Source organism: Dongia sp. agr-C8, from assembly GCF_054658695.1.
Genome location: NZ_BAAGHZ010000002.1, coordinates 1,350,314 through 1,370,136, shown reverse-complemented (window position 1 = coordinate 1,370,136; position 19,823 = coordinate 1,350,314). Strand labels below are relative to the sequence as shown.

18 protein-coding genes are annotated in these 19,823 nt (G+C 66.0%); 16 read left to right on the top strand and 2 right to left on the bottom strand.

The genetic code is table 11. The features are described 5' to 3' along the window. Positions 1-6: 6 nt before the first annotated feature. Positions 7-1,080 (top strand): ABC transporter ATP-binding protein, encoded by a 1,074-nt coding sequence (locus ACYQ4T_RS14055; RefSeq protein WP_459855120.1) that lies wholly within the window; start codon positions 7-9, stop codon positions 1,078-1,080. 23 nt (positions 1,081-1,103) lie between these two features. After that, positions 1,104-1,820, top strand: coding sequence for a class II aldolase/adducin family protein (locus ACYQ4T_RS14050; RefSeq protein WP_459855117.1), 717 nt, complete (start codon positions 1,104-1,106; stop codon positions 1,818-1,820). A 360-nt stretch (positions 1,821-2,180) separates the two neighbouring features. Here the strand turns inward: ACYQ4T_RS14050 and dhaL are convergent, their stop codons facing one another. Beyond that, positions 2,181-2,822 (bottom strand): dihydroxyacetone kinase subunit DhaL, encoded by a 642-nt coding sequence (gene dhaL, locus ACYQ4T_RS14045; protein WP_459855115.1) that lies wholly within the window; start codon positions 2,820-2,822, stop codon positions 2,181-2,183. A gap of 2 nt (positions 2,823-2,824) precedes the next feature. Beyond that, a complete protein-coding gene (locus ACYQ4T_RS14040; RefSeq protein WP_459855113.1) occupies positions 2,825-3,832 on the bottom strand; it encodes a dihydroxyacetone kinase subunit DhaK in 1,008 nt (335 codons plus the stop codon). A gap of 365 nt (positions 3,833-4,197) precedes the next feature. Between ACYQ4T_RS14040 and ACYQ4T_RS14035 the strand changes: the two genes are divergently transcribed. The 14 genes from ACYQ4T_RS14035 (at position 4,198) to ACYQ4T_RS13970 (ending at position 19,788) form a co-directional block, all read left to right on the top strand. Continuing rightward, entirely contained in the window at positions 4,198-5,142 is a 945-nt protein-coding gene (locus tag ACYQ4T_RS14035; protein WP_459855111.1) for a carbohydrate kinase family protein, read from the top strand. Beyond that, complete coding sequence (gene derI, locus ACYQ4T_RS14030) at positions 5,139-5,591, top strand: D-erythrulose-4-phosphate isomerase (protein ID WP_459855108.1); 453 nt, start codon at positions 5,139-5,141, stop codon at positions 5,589-5,591. Before ACYQ4T_RS14035 ends, derI begins: the two co-directional genes overlap by 4 nt. 300 nt (positions 5,592-5,891) lie before the next feature. Beyond that, positions 5,892-6,878, top strand: a complete 987-nt coding sequence (locus tag ACYQ4T_RS14025; RefSeq protein ID WP_459855106.1) for a sugar-binding transcriptional regulator — start codon at positions 5,892-5,894, stop codon at positions 6,876-6,878. A gap of 17 nt (positions 6,879-6,895) precedes the next feature. Then, complete coding sequence (locus ACYQ4T_RS14020; protein ID WP_459855104.1) at positions 6,896-8,338, top strand: extracellular solute-binding protein; 1,443 nt, start codon at positions 6,896-6,898, stop codon at positions 8,336-8,338. Between the two features lie 96 nt (positions 8,339-8,434). Next, positions 8,435-9,367, top strand: a complete 933-nt coding sequence (locus tag ACYQ4T_RS14015) for a carbohydrate ABC transporter permease (protein ID WP_459855102.1) — start codon at positions 8,435-8,437, stop codon at positions 9,365-9,367. Between the two features lie 13 nt (positions 9,368-9,380). Then, entirely contained in the window at positions 9,381-10,238 is an 858-nt protein-coding gene (locus tag ACYQ4T_RS14010) for a carbohydrate ABC transporter permease (RefSeq protein ID WP_459855099.1), read from the top strand. Between the two features lie 4 nt (positions 10,239-10,242). Then, positions 10,243-11,316 (top strand): ABC transporter ATP-binding protein, encoded by a 1,074-nt coding sequence (locus tag ACYQ4T_RS14005; RefSeq protein ID WP_459855096.1) that lies wholly within the window; start codon positions 10,243-10,245, stop codon positions 11,314-11,316. A 10-nt stretch (positions 11,317-11,326) separates the two neighbouring features. After that, positions 11,327-12,451, top strand: a complete 1,125-nt coding sequence (locus ACYQ4T_RS14000; RefSeq protein WP_459855094.1) for an ABC transporter ATP-binding protein — start codon at positions 11,327-11,329, stop codon at positions 12,449-12,451. A 2-nt stretch (positions 12,452-12,453) separates the two neighbouring features. After that, positions 12,454-14,013, top strand: coding sequence for an FGGY family carbohydrate kinase (locus ACYQ4T_RS13995; protein ID WP_459855091.1), 1,560 nt, complete (start codon positions 12,454-12,456; stop codon positions 14,011-14,013). 2 nt (positions 14,014-14,015) lie between these two features. Beyond that, positions 14,016-15,059 (top strand): 2-hydroxyacid dehydrogenase, encoded by a 1,044-nt coding sequence (locus ACYQ4T_RS13990; RefSeq protein ID WP_459855088.1) that lies wholly within the window; start codon positions 14,016-14,018, stop codon positions 15,057-15,059. A 9-nt stretch (positions 15,060-15,068) separates the two neighbouring features. Then, positions 15,069-16,589, top strand: coding sequence for a glycerol-3-phosphate dehydrogenase (locus ACYQ4T_RS13985; protein WP_459855086.1), 1,521 nt, complete (start codon positions 15,069-15,071; stop codon positions 16,587-16,589). Positions 16,590-16,608: 19 nt separating this feature from the next. Further along, positions 16,609-17,883, top strand: coding sequence for an FGGY-family carbohydrate kinase (locus ACYQ4T_RS13980; protein ID WP_459855083.1), 1,275 nt, complete (start codon positions 16,609-16,611; stop codon positions 17,881-17,883). After that, positions 17,880-18,737, top strand: coding sequence for a TIGR01459 family HAD-type hydrolase (locus tag ACYQ4T_RS13975; RefSeq protein WP_459855081.1), 858 nt, complete (start codon positions 17,880-17,882; stop codon positions 18,735-18,737). The genes ACYQ4T_RS13980 and ACYQ4T_RS13975 overlap by 4 nt, the downstream gene beginning before the upstream one ends. A gap of 13 nt (positions 18,738-18,750) precedes the next feature. Beyond that, the gene (locus ACYQ4T_RS13970; RefSeq protein ID WP_459855079.1) at positions 18,751-19,788 is read left to right on the top strand and encodes a class II aldolase/adducin family protein; all 1,038 of its coding nucleotides are present in this window, start codon (positions 18,751-18,753) and stop codon (positions 19,786-19,788) included. The last annotated feature ends 35 nt before the right edge of the window (positions 19,789-19,823 follow it).

The window sequence follows — 19,823 nt, the reverse complement described above, 5'->3', positions numbered from 1 at the left end:
CAAGGCATGGCTTCCGTCACCGTCAAAGACATCCGCAAGACCTATGGCGACCTGGAGGTCATCCACGGCCTCAATCTGGAAATCGCCGACGGGAGCTTCGTGGTTCTGCTCGGCCCCTCGGGCTGCGGCAAGTCCACCCTGCTCCGGATGATCGCCGGGCTGGAGCCGATCACCCACGGCGAGATCTCGATCGCCGGCCAGGTGGTGAACGACCTGCACCCTAAGGACCGCAACATCGCCATGGTGTTCCAGAACTACGCGCTCTATGCGCATATGAAGGTGTTCGAGAACATGGCCTTCTCGATGCGTCTCAAGAAGGTTCCGCAGGAAGAGATCGAGAAGAAGGTCAACTGGGCGGCGGAGATCCTGAACCTCGTTCCCTATCTCAATCGCCAGCCGAAGCAGCTCTCCGGCGGTCAGCGCCAGCGCGTCGCCATGGGCCGCGCCATCGTGCGCGATCCCTCCGTGTTCCTGTTCGACGAGCCGCTCTCCAACCTCGATGCCAAGCTGCGGGTGCAGATGCGCACCGAGATCAAGGAGCTGCACCAGCGGCTGAAGACCACCACGGTCTATGTGACCCACGACCAGATCGAGGCCATGACCATGGCCGATGTCATCGTCATCCTGCGCGACGGCACGATCGAGCAGATCGGCGCGCCCATGGAGGTCTATAACCGGCCGGCCAATCTCTTCGTCGCGGAGTTCATCGGCTCGCCCGGCATCAACCTGGTGCGCGGCGAGGTCGCCGCCGAGAACGGCGCGCCGGTGCTGCGCGCCGGTGGCGTCGCACTCCCGCTGCCGGCCGCGGCCAAGCTCGCCGCCGGCCAGAAGATCGTCTACGGCATCCGCCCCGAGCACCTGGTCCCGGCCCATGGCGGCGCCGGAATCCCGGCCAAGGTCAGCGTGGTCGAGCCGACCGGACCGGAGATGCATATCTACACCGACCTCGCCGGTGTCGAGGTCTGCGCCGTGTCCCGCGATCACCTGGACTACGGCCCGGGACAAGACATCCGTCTCGCGCCGATGCTGGACCAGGTCCATCTCTTCGACCAGGAATCCGGCAAGGCGATCGGACGCTAGAGAACAGAGGACCAGAGGACAGAATGGACAAGACCGAACTCGCCGCCCGCAAGAGCATCATCCAAGCGGCACTCTCGATGAACGCGATGGGCATCAACCAGGGCACTTCGGGCAATGTCAGCTTGCGCTATGGCAACCGCATGCTGATCACGCCCTCGGGCGTGCCCTATGAAGAGCTCGACCCCAAGGACATCTGTGCGACCGAGATCAAGCAGGACGGCAAGGCCTGGCAGGGCGATCTGGCACCGTCCTCCGAGTGGCGCTTCCACCTCGACATCTACAAGGCGCGGCCGGATGTCGGCGCCGTGGTGCACACCCACAGCATGTACGCGACCGTGATGGCGATCTGCGGCAAGCCGATACCCGCGGTGCATTACATGGTCGCGGCCTCGGGCGGCACCGAGATCCGGGTCGCGAAATACGCGACCTACGGCACCGAGCAGCTTTCCAAGAACGCGCTGGAGGCGCTGAAGGACCGCACCTGCTGCCTCCTGAAGAATCACGGCGTGATCGCGACCGGCCCGAACATCAAGCGCGCGCTCTGGCTCGCCAGCGAGGTCGAGACGGTGGCCCGCCAGTACCACCTGGCGCTCACGATCGGCGGCGGCGACATCATCCCCGACGACGAGATGAACCGCATCATCGCGAAGTTCAAAGCCTATGGCCCGCTGGCAAAACCGGCGGCGGCACCGCTTAAGAAGCCGGCGAAGAAGACCAAGGCGAAGAAGAGTCCGTTCTAGCCGCCTCATTTCGTACATGCTGGGTACATGCAACGGCGTGCCGGCGGTTGACCGAAGCAGGATGGAGGTGCCGGTGCGCTCATATATTCTCTCTGTCCGGGTCGGGTCCGGGTTGCAGAAACGTGAGCTCCATGCATCGCATCGGCGCGACACGCGGCATGGCATTCACGATTTCAAACAGTACACCGATCATACCACGATCGGCGCCGCTTGACGCCCATCGGAGATATGCTGAATTCGGGAGTATGCAGATAGAATTCTGCGCAGCGAACGCCATCCGGTCCAATCGGCTCGGCCTCAAGCTGCGGCAAGACCCTCACCCCAGTCCTCTCCCTACGGGAGAGGGGGTTCTCTCGCGCGCTAAAGCTTCCGCACAGCGTCGGTCATTGCCTTCAGGATGGTGACCGCGGAGGCGGCGCCGGGGTCGATGTGGCCGAGGGCGCGTTCGCCGAGGCGGGAGGCGCGGCCCTTGGTGGCGAGCATCGCCTTGGTGGCTTCGGCGCCTTCGGCGGCAGCGGCGAGGGCGGCTTCGAGGCAGGCGACGGCAGAGTCGCCGCGTGCCTTGGCGGCCTGGATTGCGTCGGCGGCGGGGAGCCAGGCGTCCATCATGGTCTTCTCGCCACGTTCGGCCTTGCCGCGGTCCTGCATGCCCTTGGCCATGGCGGTGACGCAGTCGGCCAAGGCGTCGCGATCGATGGTGGCTTTGCCCTTGACGGCGGCGCCGGCGCGCATGAAGGCGGTGCCGTAGAGCGGGCCCGAGGAGGCGCCGACCGCGTTCAGGAAGGACTTCGCCGCGGTGTTGAAGACCGTGGTCGGGTCGGCGGCGGCGTCCAGTTTCGCCAGCGCTTCGTTCACCGCCGTGAAGCCGATGGACATGGTGACGCCGTGGTCGGCGTCGCCGATCACGCCGTCGAGCTCGGAAAGGCGGCCCTTGTCGGCCTCGATCGCATCGCCGATCGCCTGGAAGATGCTGCGGAGGTGGGCGGCGGTGAGTTCGGTCATGATCAACCCGCCCGGAACATCGCGCAGTCGCAGGGATGATCGAGCAGTCCCGTCAGCTCGTCGTCGAGATGGAGCAACGTGATGGAGGCACCCGCCATCTCCAGCGAGGTGCAGTAATTGCCGACCCAGGTCTGGTGGATGCCGACACCCGCCTGGTCCAGCCGCTGCTTGACCCGCCGGTTCAAGAGATAGAGCTCCATCAGCGGGGTCGAGCCCAGGGAGTTCACCAGCACGGCGACCTTGTCGCCCTTCTTCGGCTTCATCTCGCCCAGGATGCGGTCCATGATCTGGTCGGTGACCGCATCGGCGGTCTGGATCGGGCCCTTGGCGACGCCGGGCTCGCCATGGATGCCCATGCCGATCTCCATCTCGTCCGGCCCGAGCTCGAAATTGTGCTTCAAGGTCTGCGGCAGCGAGCAGGGGGCGAGGCAGACGCCCATGGTATAGGTGTGGGCGTTGGCCTTGCGCGCGATCCGCTCGCATTCGTCGAGGCTCATCATCGTGTCGCAGGCGGCGCCGGCGAGCTTAAAGATGAAGAAATTGCCGGCGACGCCGCGGCGCTTCTCCTTCTGGTCGATCGGCGCCGAGGCGATGTCGTCGGTGGTCAGCACGGTGCGGACTTCGATGTCGTCCATGCCGGCCATCTCCGCCGCCATGTCGAAGTTCATCACGTCGCCGGCATAATTGCCGTACATGAAAAGCACACCGGCGCCGCCGCTCGCCGCCTTGGCGCATTCATAGATCGGGTCCGGCGGGGGCGAGGCGAAGACATTGCCGATCGGGCAGGCATCGGCCAGGCCCTTGCCCACGAAGCCCACGAAGGTCGGCTCATGGCCGGAGCCGCCGCCGATCACGAGACCCACCTTGCCCTTCCTGGGACCATGGACCGCGACCACCGCGCGCGGCGAACCATCGACCTGGCGCACATGGTTCGGGTGGGCGGCGACGATCCCCTCGAGCATCTCCTCGATGATGACCTTCGGATCGTTGATCAGCTTCTTGGTCTTCATGGACTTCCTTCCTGCCGCCTTGTTCTTCTTATTGCCCGTTGCCTAGAATGATGTTGAGAACATGACCCGGCGTGTCGCGTCAAGCCAGGGTTCGGAGCGGAGGATCGGATATGAGTTCCCTCTCCCCTTGTGGGAGAGGGTTGCGAAGGCTTAGCGAGCAGTAGCGAGCGCCCGTCCGCGTATGCGGACATTCGTCCGCGGGGCGCAGCTGGGTGAGGGGTTGCGCGCCATTTGGCGCGCGCGCACCTTCGGTGCGCACCCCTCATCCAACTCCGGCTAGGCTCGGCTCTCGCCTCGCCAAGCCTGCGTATCCTTCTCCCACAAGGGGAGAAGGGCCAATGCGATAAGGGGGAGAGTGGAGTTCCATGCGTTATGACGTTTCGATCATCGGCTTGTACATCCTGGACGTCCTCGGCCGGCCGGTCACCAAGATCCCGGACCGCGGCAATGTGGAGTTCATCGACGAGATTCGCCTGACCGTCGCCGGCACCGCCGGCGGCACGGTGGTCGATGCCGCGAAGCTGGGGCTGAAATGCCTCGCGGTCGGCGCGGTGGGCGACGACGAGAAGGCGGATTTCGTCATCGCCACCTTGCAGAAGTTCGGGATCGATGCCTCCGGCATGCAGCGCCTGAAGGGCATCCCGACCTCGGCCACGATCCTGAACGTGCGGCCGAACGGCGACCGCCCGGCCCTGCATGTCCGCGGCGCCTCGGACCATTTCGACGTCAAGCCGGCGGATTACGACAAGGTGTTCGACGCGCCGATCGTGCATTTGGGCGGCACCGGCCTCCTGAAGAAGCTGGACGGCGAGCCGAGCCGAATCCTGCTGCAGGAGGCGAAGAAGCGCGGCCGGACCGTGACCTTCGATCTCATCGCCGCGAATGCCGAGACCATCGGGATCGTGAAGCCGCTGCTGCCCTATATCGACTACTTCATGCCCTCGATCGAGGAGGCGAAGGATATGTCGGGGCAGGGCAGCGCCGAGGACTGCGCCAAGTTCTACCTGGATGCGGGCGCGACCTGCTGCGTCTTCACCCTCGGCGGCGAGGGGGCTTTCTACGCGCACAAGGACGGGACGCGGCTGAAGGTGCCGGCCTATGACATTACTGTGGTGGACACGACCGGCTGCGGCGACGCTTTCGACGCCGGATTCATCACGGCCTTGCACCGCAAGATGGACCCGGAGCAGTCTGTGCGCTTCGCGCAAGCCGCCGCGGCGCTGGTCGCCACGGGCCTGGGCTCGGATGCCGGCATCGTCTCCTTCGACGACACCATGGCGCAGATGAAGAAGTGGAGAGTGAAGTCATGAAGATCGTTCTCGGTGCGGACAGCGCCGGCAAGCCGCTGCTGGACGTGATCGCCGCGCATCTGAAGTCCAAGCCCGGTCTGGAGGTCGTGGACCTGAGCAAGCAGGGCTTCTACGCCGACATCTCCGACGGCGTCGCCAGCGCGATCGTGGACGGAAAGTTCGAGCGCGGCATCCTGTGCTGTGGCACCGGCATCGGCGTGTGCATTTCGGCCAACAAGGTGCCGGGCATCCGCGCGGCCCTGACCCACGACACCTATTCCGCCGAGCGCGCGGCGAAATCCAACAACGCCCAGATCATCACCATGGGTGCCCGCGTGATCGGGCCGGAGCTGGCGAAGGCGATCGTCGATACCTGGCTAGCGTCGCAGTTCGACCCCAAGGGCGCCTCGGCCGACAATGTGAAGGCGATCGACAAGCTGGATCAGAAATACGCCAAGTCGCCTGCCTAGCGCGGCGGCCGCTCAAATCAAGCCGTCATGCCCGGGCTTGACCCGGGCATCTGGTGCCGCCGGAGAAAGATCGCCGGGTCCCGTCCGCGAATGGGGACATTCGTCCGCGGGGCCCGGCGATGACGTTTCATGTTTACCGCAGTCGCAACAATCGGGCCCGGTCCGCAAAGGCCGGGCCCGAAGTGTTTCCAGCGCGTTTCCTGCGCGCTTGACAAAAGCCGCGGCCCGGCATTGAATTAAACAGATGTACGCGACCTGAACATAAGTTCAGGCGGAAGAAAATGGGCAGGAAGCGCTGACGTGGCGGGCAACGATCGTGGCCTCGCGGCTCGTGCCGCATGGCTGTCGTTCATCGGCGGCTATACCCAGGAAGAGATCGCGCAGCGGCTCGGCCTTTCGCGCGTCAAGATCAACCGCCTCATCGCCGAAGCCACCGAAGCCGGCCTGGTCCGCGTCTTCGTCGAGGGGACCGCGGCCGAATGCGTGGCGCTCGAAGACAGGATCGCCGCGCATTGGAAGCTCGATTTCTGCTCGGTCTCGCCGACAGTCGATGGCGGTCTGCTGCCGCTGCGCACCCTGGCCGCGGCCGGTGCGCATTATCTCCACGGCGTGCTGGAGCGCGGGGAGGCCAAGGTGATCGGCGTCGGCCACGGCCGGACCCTGGACGAAGTCGTGAAATACCTGCCGCGAGTCGAGCGGCCCGAGGTGAAGTTCGTCTCACTCCTCGGCAGCTTGACGCGGCATGCCGCGGCGAACCCGTTCGACGTGATCCATCGCCTGGCGGAAGTGACGGCGGCCGAATGCTATTTCATGCCGGCGCCGTTCTTCGCCGATTCGATCGCCGACAAGAAGGTCCTGCTCGGCCAGAAGGGCATCAAGGACGTCTTCACGCTGGCGAAATCCGCCGAGCTCTACGTGGTGGGCATCGGCGAGATCGGCGTCCACGCCCATATGCTCTCGACCCGCACTACCACGGAGAAGGAGCTGCGCGAGGTGAAGCAGGCCGGCGCGGTGGGCGAGGTGCTCGGCCGCTTTGTCGACGCCCAAGGCCGCGTGGTGCCGGCCGAGCTCAACGACCGTGCGGTCGCCATCAAGCTGGAAGATCTGAAGGGAAAGCCGGTCATCGCCATCGCCGGCGGCGCGGACAAGCCGCAGGCGATCATGGCGGTGCTGGAGAGTCGGGTGATCTCGGGCCTTATCACCGACGAAGACACTGCCAAGGCCATCGTCGACCTGATCAACGCCGGCGAGAAGGCCGGTGAGACCAAGAAGTCCAAGCGACAATAGATGGAGAGGAAATAGCCATGTACGAGAAGGGACGTGATCTGACCACCCGTTTCGTGAAGGGTGAGATCAGCCGCCGCGAGATGCTGAAAGGTGCCAGCCGCCTGGGGCTCGGCATCGCCACCACCAGCTTCCTGCTGAACCAGGCGATGAGCCGGGCGATGGCGGCCGACTTCGACTGGATGAAGTTCAAGGGCACCAAGCTGAAGCTGCTCCTGAACAAGCATCCTTACGCCGATGCCATGATTGCCAACATCGACAACTTCAAGTCCATGACCGGCATGGATGTCAGCTACGACATCTTCCCGGAGGATGTCTATTTCGACAAAGTCACGGCGGCGCTGTCGTCGAGCTCCAGCGAATACGACGCCTTCATGACCGGCGCCTACATGACCTGGACCTACGGCCCGGCCGGCTGGGTCGATGACTTGAACGAGTATATCAAGGACCCGGCGAAGACCAATCCCAACTACAATTGGGAGGACGTGCTGCCGGGCCTGCGCGCCTCGACCGCCTGGAACGGCGTGCCGGGCGGCGAACTCGGTTCCGCCGATGCCAAGCAGTGGTGCACGCCCTGGGGCTTCGAGCTCAACAACGTCTCCTATAACCGCAAGATCTTCGAGAAGGTCGGCGTCGAGGCGCCGAAGAATCTCGAGGACATGGTCAACGTCGCGGCCAAGATCACCAAGGATGCCGGTGGCGCCTACGGCGTCGGCGTCCGCGGCTCGCGCTCCTGGGCGACCATCCACCCGGGCTTCCTGTCGGGCTATTCCAACTACGGCCAGCGCGACTTCAACGTCACCGACGGCAAGCTCAAGGCGGCGATGAACACCGCGGAGTCGAAGGCCTATCACAAGCTCTGGGTCCAGATGATCCAGGACTCCGGGCCGAAGAACTGGTCGACCTACACCTGGTACCAGGTCGGCACCGACCTCGGCGCCGGCGCCTCGGGCATGATCTTCGACGCCGACATCCTCGGCTACTTCATGAACGGCGGCGACAACAAGGAAGCGGGCAACATCGCCTATGCGCCCTTCGCCGCCAACCCGGCCGCCAAGGCCCCGACGCCGAACGTCTGGATCTGGTCGCTGGCGCTCAGCAGCTTCTCGAAGCAGAAGGACGCCGCCTGGTACTTCATGCAATGGGCGACTTCGGTCGAGCATGACCTGTTCGGCGCCCGCAAGATGGACTTCGTCAACCCGGTCCGCGCCTCGGTCTGGAAGGACGCGGAGTTCCGCGCCCGCATCGACAAGTCCTATCCGGGCTACTTGAACCAGTACGAGACGTCGTCCGAGGGCTCGAAGATCTACTTCACCGCCCAGCCCCTGTTCTTCGACCTGACCACCCAATGGGCGGAAACGCTGCAGAAGATGGTCGCCAAGCAGGTGCCGATCGACGAAGGCCTCGACCAGCTCGCGGCCAACATCGACAAGCAGCTCAAGGATGCCGGAATCGGCGGCTAGTCCCTCCCTGCCGCAGCGCAGCCCGGCCGGTCTGGTGCCGGGCTGCGCCCTTTTTTCCGCCAAGACCTTGCGATACGATCACCTGAAGCCCAAGAGATGAGCCTCGCCTCCGTGTCAGAAACCGGCGCCTATCCCGTCCGCAAGCGGCCGTTCGTCCGGCATGCCTTGCCCTATATCCTGAGCCTGCCGGCTTTGCTCGTCTGCATCGGCATCCTCATTCCCTTCGTGACCGCGGTCTATTACTCGCTGATGCGGTTCCGGCTGAACCTGCCGGCGATGAAGGGCTTCATCTGGTTCGACAACTATCTCAATTTCCTGAGCGACGCCGCGTTCTGGAACACGGTCTCGATCTCGCTGATCTATGCCTTCCTCACGGTGGCGGTCGAGCTTGGGCTCGGTCTCGGCATCGCGCTGCTGCTGGTGAAGCCGACCCGGTTCAACAACCTCGCCTCGATCCTGCTGCTGCTGCCGCTGATGACCGCGCCGGCCCTGGCGGCGCTGATGTGGAAGCTGATGACCAATCCCAATTTCGGGATCTTGAGCTATCTGGTCAGCCTGATCGGCTTCACCGACTTCAAATGGGCCTCGGATCCCTCGACCGCGCTCCTCACCGTCACCCTGGTCGATGTCTGGGTCTATACGCCCTTCATCATGATCCTGCTGCTGGCCGGGTTGCGCTCGCTGCCCAAGCAGCCGTTCGAGGCGGCGGCGCTGGACGGCGTGCCCAGGAGCTTCGTCTTCTTCCGCATCACCTTGCCGATGCTGATGCCCTATATCATCACCGCGTCGCTGTTCCGGCTGCTGGATTCGATCCAGCAATTCGATATCGTCTACTCCCTCACCCAGGGCGGCCCGGGCGACACCTTGATGGTGTTCCAGGTGCAGGCCTATCTCGAGTTCTTCCAGTACACCAATGTCGGCCGCTCCGCCGCGCTGATGATGGTGCTCTGGGCGATCACCTATTTCCTCTCCAACATCTTCATCAAGCAGTGGCTGAAGCTGCGCGAGCGCGCCCGAGGTGTTTCATGATGGGAGTCTCCTGATGGAGCAGGTCTCCAGCTTGGAACGCAGCATCCGGACCGTGCTGATCGTGCTGGTCCTGGTCTTCTTCCTGTTTCCGATCTTCTGGATCCTGCTGATGTCGTTCCAGAACAACGACCAGATCCTGAGGATTCCGCCGAGCATCGTGTTCGAGCCGACGCTGGACAACTACCTCACCCTGATCACCGGCAAGCTGCAGACCACCGCCGGCAATCTCGACATCGCCTTCCTGAAGAATCTCGGCAACTCGCTGCTGCTCTCGACCGGCTCGGTGATCCTGTCGCTGATTCTGGGAGTGCCGGCGGCCTATGCATTTGCGCGATTCAAGTTCCGGCTCGGCGAGAACATCGCCTTCACGCTCTTGAGCTTTCGCTTCGCGCCGCCGCTGCTGGTGCTGCTGCCCTTGAGCCTCTATTTCAAGCAGCTGGGCCTGACCGACAGCTATTTCGGCCTGATCTGGATCTACCAGCTGATCTGCCTGCCGCTCATTCTCTGGATCGTCCGCGGCTATTTCGAGGATGTGAGCCCGGACATCGAGCATGCCTATCGCGTCGCCGGGCATTCCTGGTGGACCACCTTCCGCAAGATCGCGATTCCGCTGGCGCGGCCGGGTATCGCGGCCGCCGGCCTCCTGGCCTTCATCTTCGCCTGGAACAACTTCGTCTTCGCGCTGATCCTGGCTTCCGCCGACAAGCAGCCGGTGACGGTGGGGGCGCTCGCCTTCGTGACCGCCTCGGGCATTCAGTACGGCCAGATTGCCGCGGCGATCGTGCTCTCGGTGATGCCGACCCTGCTTCTGGCACTCTACGCCCAGCGCTACCTGGTCGAGGGTCTCTCGCTCGGCGCGGTGAAGGGGTAAAGCGATGAGCGGGTTGGTCCTCAACCATATCTCCAAGGGCTTCAAGTCCGGCAAGGTGCTGGAAGACGTCTCGCTCGACGTCAATGCCGGCGAGATCGTCGCCATCGTCGGGCCGTCGGGCTGCGGCAAGACCGTTCTCTTGCGGATCATCGCCGGGTTGCAGGAGCCGGATGGCGGCACGGTCACGATCGACGGCATCGACATGACCGAGGCCGCGCCGGAATCCCGCGGCGTCGGCATGGCGTTCCAGAATTTCGCGCTGTTCCCGCATTTCAACGCCTTCGACAATATCGCCAGCCCGCTGACCGCGCGCCATATCGCCGCCGAGAGCTTGAAGGAGAAGGTCGGCGCGGTGGCGCGGCTGCTGAAGATCGACCATGTGCTGGGCCATGCGCCGCGCGAGCTCTCCAACGGCCAGAAGCAGCGCACCGCCCTGGCGCGGGCGCTGGTGGCGCAGCCCAAGGTGCTGCTGCTGGACGATCCCTTGCGCAACGTCGATGCCAAGCTGCGCTATGAGATGCGGCTGGAGCTGCCGCGCCTGCTGCGGAGCTACAACGCGGCGGTCATCTACGTGACCCAGGACTACAAGGAGGCGATGGCGCTGGGTGACCGGATCGCGGTCTTGCGCGGCGGCAAGATCGAGCAATGGGCGGCGCCGCGCGACGTTTATGCGACGCCCGCCTCGGTGGAGGTGGCGAAGCTGTTCGGCGATCCCACCATCAACCTGCTGCCTTCGCGGGTGGAGCAGGGCGGGATCCAGCTGCTCGGCCGCAACGTCCCGGCGCCGGAGGCGAGTGGCGCGGTGCTGGCCGGCCTTCGCCCCGAGCATCTCAAGGTCAGCCGCACCGAGATCCCGAACGGCATTCCCTGCGAGCTCGACGCCGTCATGCCGGTGAACGTCCGCAGCGTGCTCTATCTGCGCGGGCCGGCCGGCGAGGAGATCCTGGCCACCGTCGGCGAGAGCGAGGCCGCGAAATTCGGCCGCGACCATCGCCAGGTCTGGGTCGATTTCGCGCCGGAGAACGTTCTGCTGTTCGATGCGGCCAGCGGCGCCCGCATCGGCCACCCAGCGCATTGAGTTTCAAGCCATGGCAAGCCTGCTGCTCGACAACATCACCAAGGTCTATCGCCCGCGCGGCAAGGCGCCGGTCGAGGCGGTGAAGCGCGTCCGGCTCGACGTCAAGGACGGCGAGATCGTGGCGCTACTCGGCTCCTCGGGCTGCGGCAAGACCAGCATGCTCAGGATGATCGCCGGCTTCGAGGACGTGACCGAAGGCGCGATCAAGATCGACGGCAGGGAGATCCACAGGCTGCCGCCGGCGGAGCGGAACGTGGCGATGGCCTTCGAGGGCTATTCGCTCTATCCGCCACTGAAGGTGAAGGAGAATATCGGCTTCGCTCTGCTGCGCCAGCGGGGTGCGGCGACCGATATCGATGCGCGGGTCAAGGAGGTCGCCGAGCTGCTGGAGATCAGCGACGTGCTGGACCGCTATCCCTCGGTGCTCTCCGCCGGCCAGCAGCAGCGCACCTCGCTGGCGCGGGCCTTGATCCGGCGCGCGCCGGTCTCGCTGCTGGACGAGCCGATGTCGCAGCTGGAGCCGCAGCTGCGCGCGATCCTCAGGGCGCGGCTGAAGGACTATCTGATCGCCCACAAGATGACGACGGTCTTCGTAACCCATGACCAGACCGAGGCGATCGCATTGGCGGACCGGATCGCGGTGATGGAGAAGGGCGAGTTGCAGCAATTCGGCACGCCCGACGAGATCAAGCAGAGCCCGAACAACCTGTTCGTCGCGAGCTTCATCGGCGAGCCGCCGATGAACATCTTCGCCGGCGAGGTGCTCGCCGCCCGCGACGGCGTCGCGGTCAAGGGCTTCGGGCCGGACGGCAAGCCGGCTTTCGCGCTGGCGGCGCCCGGCCTCGAGCTCGACGCCAGCCGCAGCCGCAAGGTCCAGATCGGCATTCGCCCGCATCTGATCCAGACCGGTTCCGGCGCGCCCGATGCGACCGGCAAGGTGATCACCAACCATTGGCTCGGCGACCAGAGCCATATCTGCTTCGATGTCGGCGGCGCCACCGTGGTCGGAGTCACCGAGAAGCCGCTCGCCGCCAAGGCCGGCGATGCGCTGCCGGTCAGCTTCCCGTTGCGCGCGATCCATCTGTTCGATCCCGAGACCGGCGACGCGCTGGCGCATGGCCTCGACCGGGCTTGAGCATGGCGGGTGACCTAATCATCGCGATGGATGCCGGCACCTCGGTCATCAAGGCGCTGGTCTTCGATCTCCAAGGCAAGCAGCTCGCCGATGCCGCGCGCCCGAACAGCTACACGACGGGCTCCGGCGGCGCGGTCGAGCAGGACATGGCCCGCACCTGGACCGACAGCGTCGCCGTGCTGGCGGAACTCACCGGCAAGGTCACCGGCCTCAAGGAGCGCGCCGCGGTGCTGGCGATCACCGGGCAAGGCGACGGAACCTGGCTGATGGACAAGGCCGGCGCGCCGGCCGCGCCCGCCTGGCTCTGGCTTGATTCGCGCGCCGCCGGCATCGTGCATGAGATGGATGCCAAGGGCGTGCGGGAGCGCATGTACCTGCACACCGGCTGCGGGCTCAATGCCTGCAATTCGAGCTCGCAGATCACCTGGATGAAGCGCCATGCGCCGGAGGTGCTGGCGCGGGCAGCGACCGCCCATCACTGCAAGGACTGGCTCTACTTCGGCCTGACCGGGAAACGCGTGACGGATGTGACCGAAGGCGTCTTCACCTTCGGCGATTTCCGCACGCGCGCCTATGTGCCGGAGATCCTCGACTGGATGGGCATCGCCGACCAGCAGCGCCTGCTGCCCGAGATGGTCGACGGCACGCGGACCACGCATCCCTTGCAGGCCGGCGCCGCGAAGGCGACCGGATTGCCCGAAGGCCTGCCGGTGTCACTGGGCAGCGTCGATGTGGCCTGCACGGCACTGGGCGCCGGGCTCTATGAGCCGGGCCGTGAGGTGGGCGCCACGATCATCGGCTCGACCTCGATGCATATGCGGCTCGAGCCCAGGGCGGAGAACCTGAAGCTGGCGCCTGAGCCCAGCGGCTACACCATGGCCTTCCCGGTGCCGCAGGCGGTCTCGCGCATGCAGTCCAACATGGCGGCGACGCTCAATATCGACTGGATCGTCGATCTCGCCCGCGATGCAGCGCGCGCGCTCGGCCATGAAGTCGCGCGCAAGGATGCGCTGCTGGCGCTGGATTCCCGCGTGCTCGACGCCAAGCCCGGCGTCGAGATCTATCACCCCTATATCCACGAGGCCGGCGAGCGCGGGCCATTCTTCAACGCCGATGCGCGGGCGCAGTTCATCGGCCTCTCGCAGAAGACCAGCTTCATCGACCTGGTGCGCACGGTCTATGACGGGTTGGTCCTGGCGGCGCGCGATTGCTATGCGGCGATCGGTGGCGCGCCCTCCGAGATCCGCATCGCCGGCGGCGCCGCGCGGTCGAAGGCGTTGAAGACCCTGCTCGCCAGCGGCCTCGGCGTGCCGGTGCGCGAGAGCACGCGGGAAGAGGCGGGGGCCGCCGGCACCGCCATGATGGCCGCGGTCGCGATCGGCGCCGAGCCGGACATGGCGAGCGCGGTCAAGACCTGGGTGACGCCCTGCCTCGGCGGCACGGTGCAGCCGGATCCCGTGCTGCAGAAGCGCTACGACGAATTGTTCCCCATCTATGTGAAGACGCGGAAGCTGATGCCCGAGATCTGGGCCGACCTCACCCGCGCGCGTAACAAGGTCTGAGTATGAACAAGCACCAGATTGCGATCATCGGCGACCATTTCATGAAGGCCGAGGCCTTTACCGAGGCGCTGAAGCGCGTGCCCAACCTCGATGCCGAGGTGCGGACGCTGACCCTGGCCTGGCCCGACCAGCCGATGAAGCATGGCTATGTCGATGGGGGACTCAAAGGCCTGAAGGAATATCTCGGCGAGCCGGAGGAGATTGCGCGTTTCGTCGATGGCGCCGAGATCCTGATCACCCATCTGGCGCCAATCAACGGCGAGATCCTCGACCGCCTGCCGAAGCTGAAGCTGATCGCGGTCTCGCGCGGCGGCCCGGTCAATATCGACGTCACCGCCTGCAAGGCCCACGGTGTGAAGCTGGTCAACACGCCCGGCCGCAACTCTTCCGCGGTGGCCGAGTTCACCATCGCCGCAATCCTCAACGAAACCCGCCTGATCCGCGCCGGCCACGAAGCCCTGCGCAAGGGCATCTGGCGCGGCGATCTCTACCGCTTCGACGTGATCGATTCCGAGCTCTCGGAGATGACCATCGGCCTGATCGGCTATGGCCATATCGGCACCAAGGTGACGCGGCTGCTGAAGCCCTTCGGCTGCCGGATCCTGGTTTGCGACCCTTACGTGATGGTTTCGAAGGACGACCTCGCCGACGGCGTCGAGCAGGTTAACCTCGAGCGCCTGCTGGCCGAGAGCGACGTGGTCAGCCTGCATGCCCGGGTGACCGAGGAGACCAAGGGCTTCCTGGCCGCGAAGCAATTCAGCGCGATGAAGGCGGGCGCCTATTTCATCAATACGGCCAGAGGGCCGATGGTGAACTATGACGATCTTTATCAGGCGCTGAACTCGGGGCATCTCCGGGGCGCCATGCTGGAGACCTTCTGGCTGGAGCCGGTGCCACCCGACGCGCCGCTGCTGAAGCTTGACAACGTCACGCTGACCCCGCATATCGCCGGCGCCTCCCGGACCACCGTGCGGATCGCCGCAAGGATGATCGCGGAGGAGATCCGCCGTTATGCCGCCGGCGAGCCGCCCTTGAACCCCTGCTAGTCCGAAGTTATGGAGCGTTACGACATCCTGGTGGTTGGCGGCGGGATCAACGGGGCCGGCATCGCGCGCGATGCGGCCGGCCGCGGCCTCAAGGTGTTGCTCTGCGAGCGTGACGACCTGGCGCAAGGGACATCGTCGCGCAGCGGTAAATTGGTGCACGGCGGCTTGCGCTATCTCGAATACTACGAGTTCCGCCTGGTGCGCGAGGCGCTGATCGAGCGCGAGGTGCTGCTGCGCGCGGCACCGCATATCATCTGGCCGATGCGCTTCGTCCTGCCGCATTCGCCGGAGCAGCGCCCGGCCTGGCTGGTGCGCCTCGGCCTCTTCCTCTACGACCATCTCGGCGGCCGCAAGATCCTGCCGCCCACGCGGGCGATCGACCTGCCGCGCGATCCGGTCGGAAAGCCGCTGAAGCCGGGGTTCAGTAAGGCCTTCGAATATTCCGACTGCTGGGTCGATGACGCGCGCCTGGTGGTGCTGAACGCCCTCGACGCCGAGAAGCGCGGCGCCAAGATCCTGACCAGAACCGAGGTGATCGGCGGAAAGCGCCAGGGCGACCGCTGGGATGTTACTTTGCGCGACCGCCGCAGCGGTCAGGAGAGTACCGTCAGCGCGAGCTGCATCGTCAACGCCGCCGGCCCCTGGGTCGAGCAGGCCTTGCAGGGCTTCGCCGGCACGACCAGCAGCCGGCGCATCCGCCTGGTCAAGGGCAGCCATCTGGTGACCCGGAAGTTCTGGCAGGGCGACCAGGCCTATCTGCTGCAGAACGACGACAAGCGGGTCATCTTCGTCAATCCGTACGAGGGCGATTTGGCGCTGATCGGCACCACCGACATCGCGGTCGAGGGCAAGCCGGAGGATGCGCGGATCGATGACCGCGAGATCGACTATCTGCTCGGCGTGCTGAAGCGCTACTTCACGGCGCCGCCGGGCCGGGCCGGGATCGTCCATGCCTTCTCCGGCGTGCGGCCGCTCTATGACGACAATGCCGAGAGCCCCTCGGCGGTGACCCGCGACTACATCTTCGACATCGACCCGAAGGAGCCGAGCGAAACCAACGCGCCGATCCTCTCGGTCTTCGGCGGCAAGATCACCACCTACCGCAAGCTCGCCGAGCACGGCCTCGATCGCCTGCGTCCGGCCTTCCCAAAGATGGGCTCGGCCTGGACCGCGGCTGCGCATCTGCCGGGCGGCGAGATCCCGGATGCGGATTTCGACCGCTGGCTGGAGGGTTTCCGGAGGCGCAACGATTTTCTCTCTGCCGAACTCGCCGGACATTATGGCCGACTCTACGGCACGCGGGCCGACGCGCTGCTGGACGGTGCGCGCGGCATGGCCGATCTCGGCCGGCATTTCGGCGCCTTGCTCTACGAGCGCGAGGTCGATTTCCTGCGAACCCATGAATGGGCGATCGACGCCGAGGATATCCTCGATCGCCGCACCAAGCACGGCCTGCACTTGACGCCGGACCAGCGCGCCGCCTTCACATCCTGGCTTGGCGGCGCAGAGCGCGCACGCTTGGCGAACTGACCGTGGTGATTTGATCAACATGGCGCAGGACCTCTTCCTCGGCCTCGACCTCGGCACCGGCGGCGTGCGTGCCTGCGCGATTGACGCGGATGCGCGGATCGTTGGCATCGCCACCGCCGCGCTCCCGGCCCCGCGCCAGGACGGCGACGCGATCGACCAGGAACCGTCGCTCTGGTGGGACGCGGTGGTCGAGACCATCGGCAAGCTCGCCGTCGATCGCGCCGCGATCCGGCGCATCTCCGTCGATGGCACGTCCGGCACCCTGCTGCTGGCCGACGGTGACGGCAAGCCGCTCACGCCCGGCCTGATGTACAACGATGCCCGGGCCGGCGCGGAAGCCGCGCGGATCGGCAACGTTGCGCCGGCCGAGAGCGGGGCCCATGGCCGCAGCTCGGCGCTGGCGAAGCTGTTGCACCTTCTTGCGCGCGGCGCCGACCAGGCGAAGCACGCCTTGCACCAGGCCGACTGGATCGCCGGGCGCTTGACCGGGCGCTTCGATGGCAGCGACGAGAACAATGCGCTGAAGCTCGGCTATGACCCGGTGACGCGGCGCTGGCCGGACTGGCTCGATAAGCTCGGTGTGCCGCGCGCGCTGCTGCCGCAGGTGCGGGTGCCCGGCGCCGAGATCGGCGCGATCGATCCGATGATGGCCCGGCGGCTCGGCCTGTCGTCGGCGACCCGGATCCATGCCGGGACGACCGACGGCGTCGCGGCCTTCATCGCGACGCGGGCCAGCGCGCCGGGCGATGCGGTGACTTCGCTCGGCACCACGCTGGTGGTGAAGCTGCTGGCCGAGAAGCCGGTCTTCGCCGCCGATCAGGGCATCTATTCGCATCGGCTCGGCGACCGCTGGCTGGCCGGCGGCGCTTCAAACACCGGCGGCGCTGCGTTGCTGGCGCATTTCTCCGCGGCGGAGCTCGAGGCAATGACGCCGAAGCTGAGGCCCGCGGAGCCAACGGGCCTCGACTATTATCCACTGCCGAAGCCGGGCGAGCGCTTCCCGATCGCCGATCCCAGCCTGGCGCCGCGGGTGACACCGCGACCCGCGGACGACGTCGTTTTCTTCCAAGGCCTGCTCGAAGGCGTTGCCGCGGTGGAGGCCATGGCCTATCGCCGCCTCGGCGAACTGGGCGCGCCGGCCTTGCGCCGGGTGATCTCGATCGGCGGCGGCGCGAAGAACGCCGCCTGGAGCGAGATCCGGCATCGCCTGCTGGGCGTGCCGGTGACGGTCGCCGAGCAGACCGAAGCCAGCTACGGCGCCGCCTTGCTGGCCCTGCATGCGGGACCGCCATGACGGCAGTCATCACCGGTCTCCGGCAGATCGCCGATCGTTTCGACCATGTGCTGCTCGACCAGTACGGCGTGCTGCATCACGGCAAGGACGTTTTCGTCGAGGCGCGCGACTGCGTCGCCGCTCTGCATGAGCGGGGCAAGCGGGTTCTCGTCCTCACCAATTCCGGCAAAAGGCCGGAGGACAATCTGCAGCGGCTCGCCAAGAAGGGCCTGCCGGCGGAGTCCTATGACGGCGTGCTCTCCTCCGGCGAGGTCGCCTGGCAGGGCTTGCGCGACCGCAAGGCGGTGCCCTTCACCCAGGTCGGCCGGCGTTGTTTTCTGCTGAGCCGCGACGGCGACCGGGGCGTGGTTGATGGACTCGACCTCGATCTGGTCGATCTCGAGGCGGCGGATTTCATCCTGCTCGCGGGACTGGACGACGACCAGTCCGATCCCGGCGCCTGGCGCGATCGTCTGGCCGGCGCCGCGGCGCGGCAGGTGCTGATGATCTGCGCCAATCCCGACATCACCATGTTCTCGCCGCAAGGGCTCTTGCCGGCGCCCGGTGCATTGGCCCAGTCCTATGAAAGCCTCGGTGGCAAGGTCGCCTATATCGGCAAGCCCTATCGGATCATGTTCGAGGCGGCGCTCCGGGCCCTGGGCAATCCGGCACCGGAACGCGTCCTGATGGTCGGCGATTCACTCGATCATGATATTCTGGGCGGGCGCGGCGTCGGGATCCTGACCTTGCTGACCACCTCCGGCGTGCACCGTGAGGCCCTGGTCGGTGCCGCCGATCTCTCCGCGAGTCTGCTTCGACTGGCGGGATCCGAGGCGCGGATGCCGCATTGGGCGATTGATCGACTGGTTTGGTGAAAAGGTGAGCAAGATGCAGCAGCCCGGATTCCTCGAAGACCTGCGCCACATGTCGGCCCGCGTCGGCGCCAACATCCTGCTGGTGCAAGGCGCCGGCGGGAACAGCTCGGTCAAGCAGGACGACGTGCTCTGGGTGAAGGCCTCGGGCGCCTGGCTCGCCGAAGCCAGGGAGAAAGACATGTTCGTGCCGGTCGAGCTGGCCGGAGCGCGGGCGGCCTTGGCGGCGGGCAACGAGAAGATGCCGGTCGCCGGCGGTTTCGGCGAGGTGACCTTGCGCGCCTCGATCGAGACCTCGCTGCATGCGCTGATGCCGCATCCGGTCGTGCTGCATGTCCATGCCGTGAATACGATCGCCTGGGCGGCGCTGGAAGCTGTCGAGGCCGAGCTGGAGAAGCGGCTGCAGGGTCTTGCCTGGCGGCAGCTGCCTTATCGCCGGCCCGGCCTGCCCTTGAGCCAGGTGGTCGCCGAGCATACCGCGAAGACGCGGGCCGATGTGCTGATCCTCGGCAACCACGGGCTGCTGGTCGGCGCCGAGACCTGCGATGCCGCCGAGGCGCTGATCGCCGAAGTCGAACGCCGTCTCGAGCTGAAGCCGCGCAGCGCGCCGGCCGGCGACCTGCGCGCCTTGCATCGGGTCTGCAGCGGTACGGCCTACCGCCCGGCCCATGACGAGGTCTGCCACGGCCTCGCCACCAACCCGCAGAATCTGGCGCTCGCCACCAAGGGTTCGCTCTATCCGGACCATGTGGTCTTCCTCGGTCCGGCTTTGCCGAGCCTCGCCGCGGACGGCGATCTCGCGCAGCTGGTCGCCCAGGCAGAGTCGCAGTCGGTGCCGCCGCCGGTGGCACTGCTGGTACCGGGCGCCGGCGCCGTCGTCCGGCAGGACATCAGTGCCGGCGCCGAGGCGATGCTGGTCTGCCTCGGCCTCGTGGTGGCGCGGATTCCCGACCGCGCGAAAGTGCGCTATCTGCCCGCGCCCGAGGAGCAGGCCTTGCTCAACTGGGATGCCGAGCGCTATCGCCAGCAGATGATGAAGGCGCGTTCGGCCTGACTTTAAACATCATGCCCGGGCTAGACCCGGGCATC

Coding starts and splice junctions, on each gene's coding strand:
- dhaL (WP_459855115.1), bottom strand. CDS start 2,822: ATGACCGAACTCACCGCCGCCCACCTCCGCAGCATCTTCCAGGCGATC.
- ACYQ4T_RS13985 (WP_459855086.1), top strand. CDS start 15,069: ATGGAGCGTTACGACATCCTGGTGGTTGGCGGCGGGATCAACGGGGCC.
- ACYQ4T_RS13990 (WP_459855088.1), top strand. CDS start 14,016: ATGAACAAGCACCAGATTGCGATCATCGGCGACCATTTCATGAAGGCC.
- ACYQ4T_RS14010 (WP_459855099.1), top strand. CDS start 9,381: ATGGAGCAGGTCTCCAGCTTGGAACGCAGCATCCGGACCGTGCTGATC.
- ACYQ4T_RS14040 (WP_459855113.1), bottom strand. CDS start 3,832: ATGAAGACCAAGAAGCTGATCAACGATCCGAAGGTCATCATCGAGGAG.
- ACYQ4T_RS14055 (WP_459855120.1), top strand. CDS start 7: ATGGCTTCCGTCACCGTCAAAGACATCCGCAAGACCTATGGCGACCTG.
- ACYQ4T_RS13980 (WP_459855083.1), top strand. CDS start 16,609: ATGGCGCAGGACCTCTTCCTCGGCCTCGACCTCGGCACCGGCGGCGTG.
- derI (WP_459855108.1), top strand. CDS start 5,139: ATGAAGATCGTTCTCGGTGCGGACAGCGCCGGCAAGCCGCTGCTGGAC.
- ACYQ4T_RS13995 (WP_459855091.1), top strand. CDS start 12,454: ATGGCGGGTGACCTAATCATCGCGATGGATGCCGGCACCTCGGTCATC.
- ACYQ4T_RS14035 (WP_459855111.1), top strand. CDS start 4,198: ATGCGTTATGACGTTTCGATCATCGGCTTGTACATCCTGGACGTCCTC.
- ACYQ4T_RS14020 (WP_459855104.1), top strand. CDS start 6,896: ATGTACGAGAAGGGACGTGATCTGACCACCCGTTTCGTGAAGGGTGAG.
- ACYQ4T_RS13975 (WP_459855081.1), top strand. CDS start 17,880: ATGACGGCAGTCATCACCGGTCTCCGGCAGATCGCCGATCGTTTCGAC.
- ACYQ4T_RS13970 (WP_459855079.1), top strand. CDS start 18,751: ATGCAGCAGCCCGGATTCCTCGAAGACCTGCGCCACATGTCGGCCCGC.
- ACYQ4T_RS14005 (WP_459855096.1), top strand. CDS start 10,243: ATGAGCGGGTTGGTCCTCAACCATATCTCCAAGGGCTTCAAGTCCGGC.
- ACYQ4T_RS14015 (WP_459855102.1), top strand. CDS start 8,435: ATGAGCCTCGCCTCCGTGTCAGAAACCGGCGCCTATCCCGTCCGCAAG.
- ACYQ4T_RS14000 (WP_459855094.1), top strand. CDS start 11,327: ATGGCAAGCCTGCTGCTCGACAACATCACCAAGGTCTATCGCCCGCGC.
- ACYQ4T_RS14050 (WP_459855117.1), top strand. CDS start 1,104: ATGGACAAGACCGAACTCGCCGCCCGCAAGAGCATCATCCAAGCGGCA.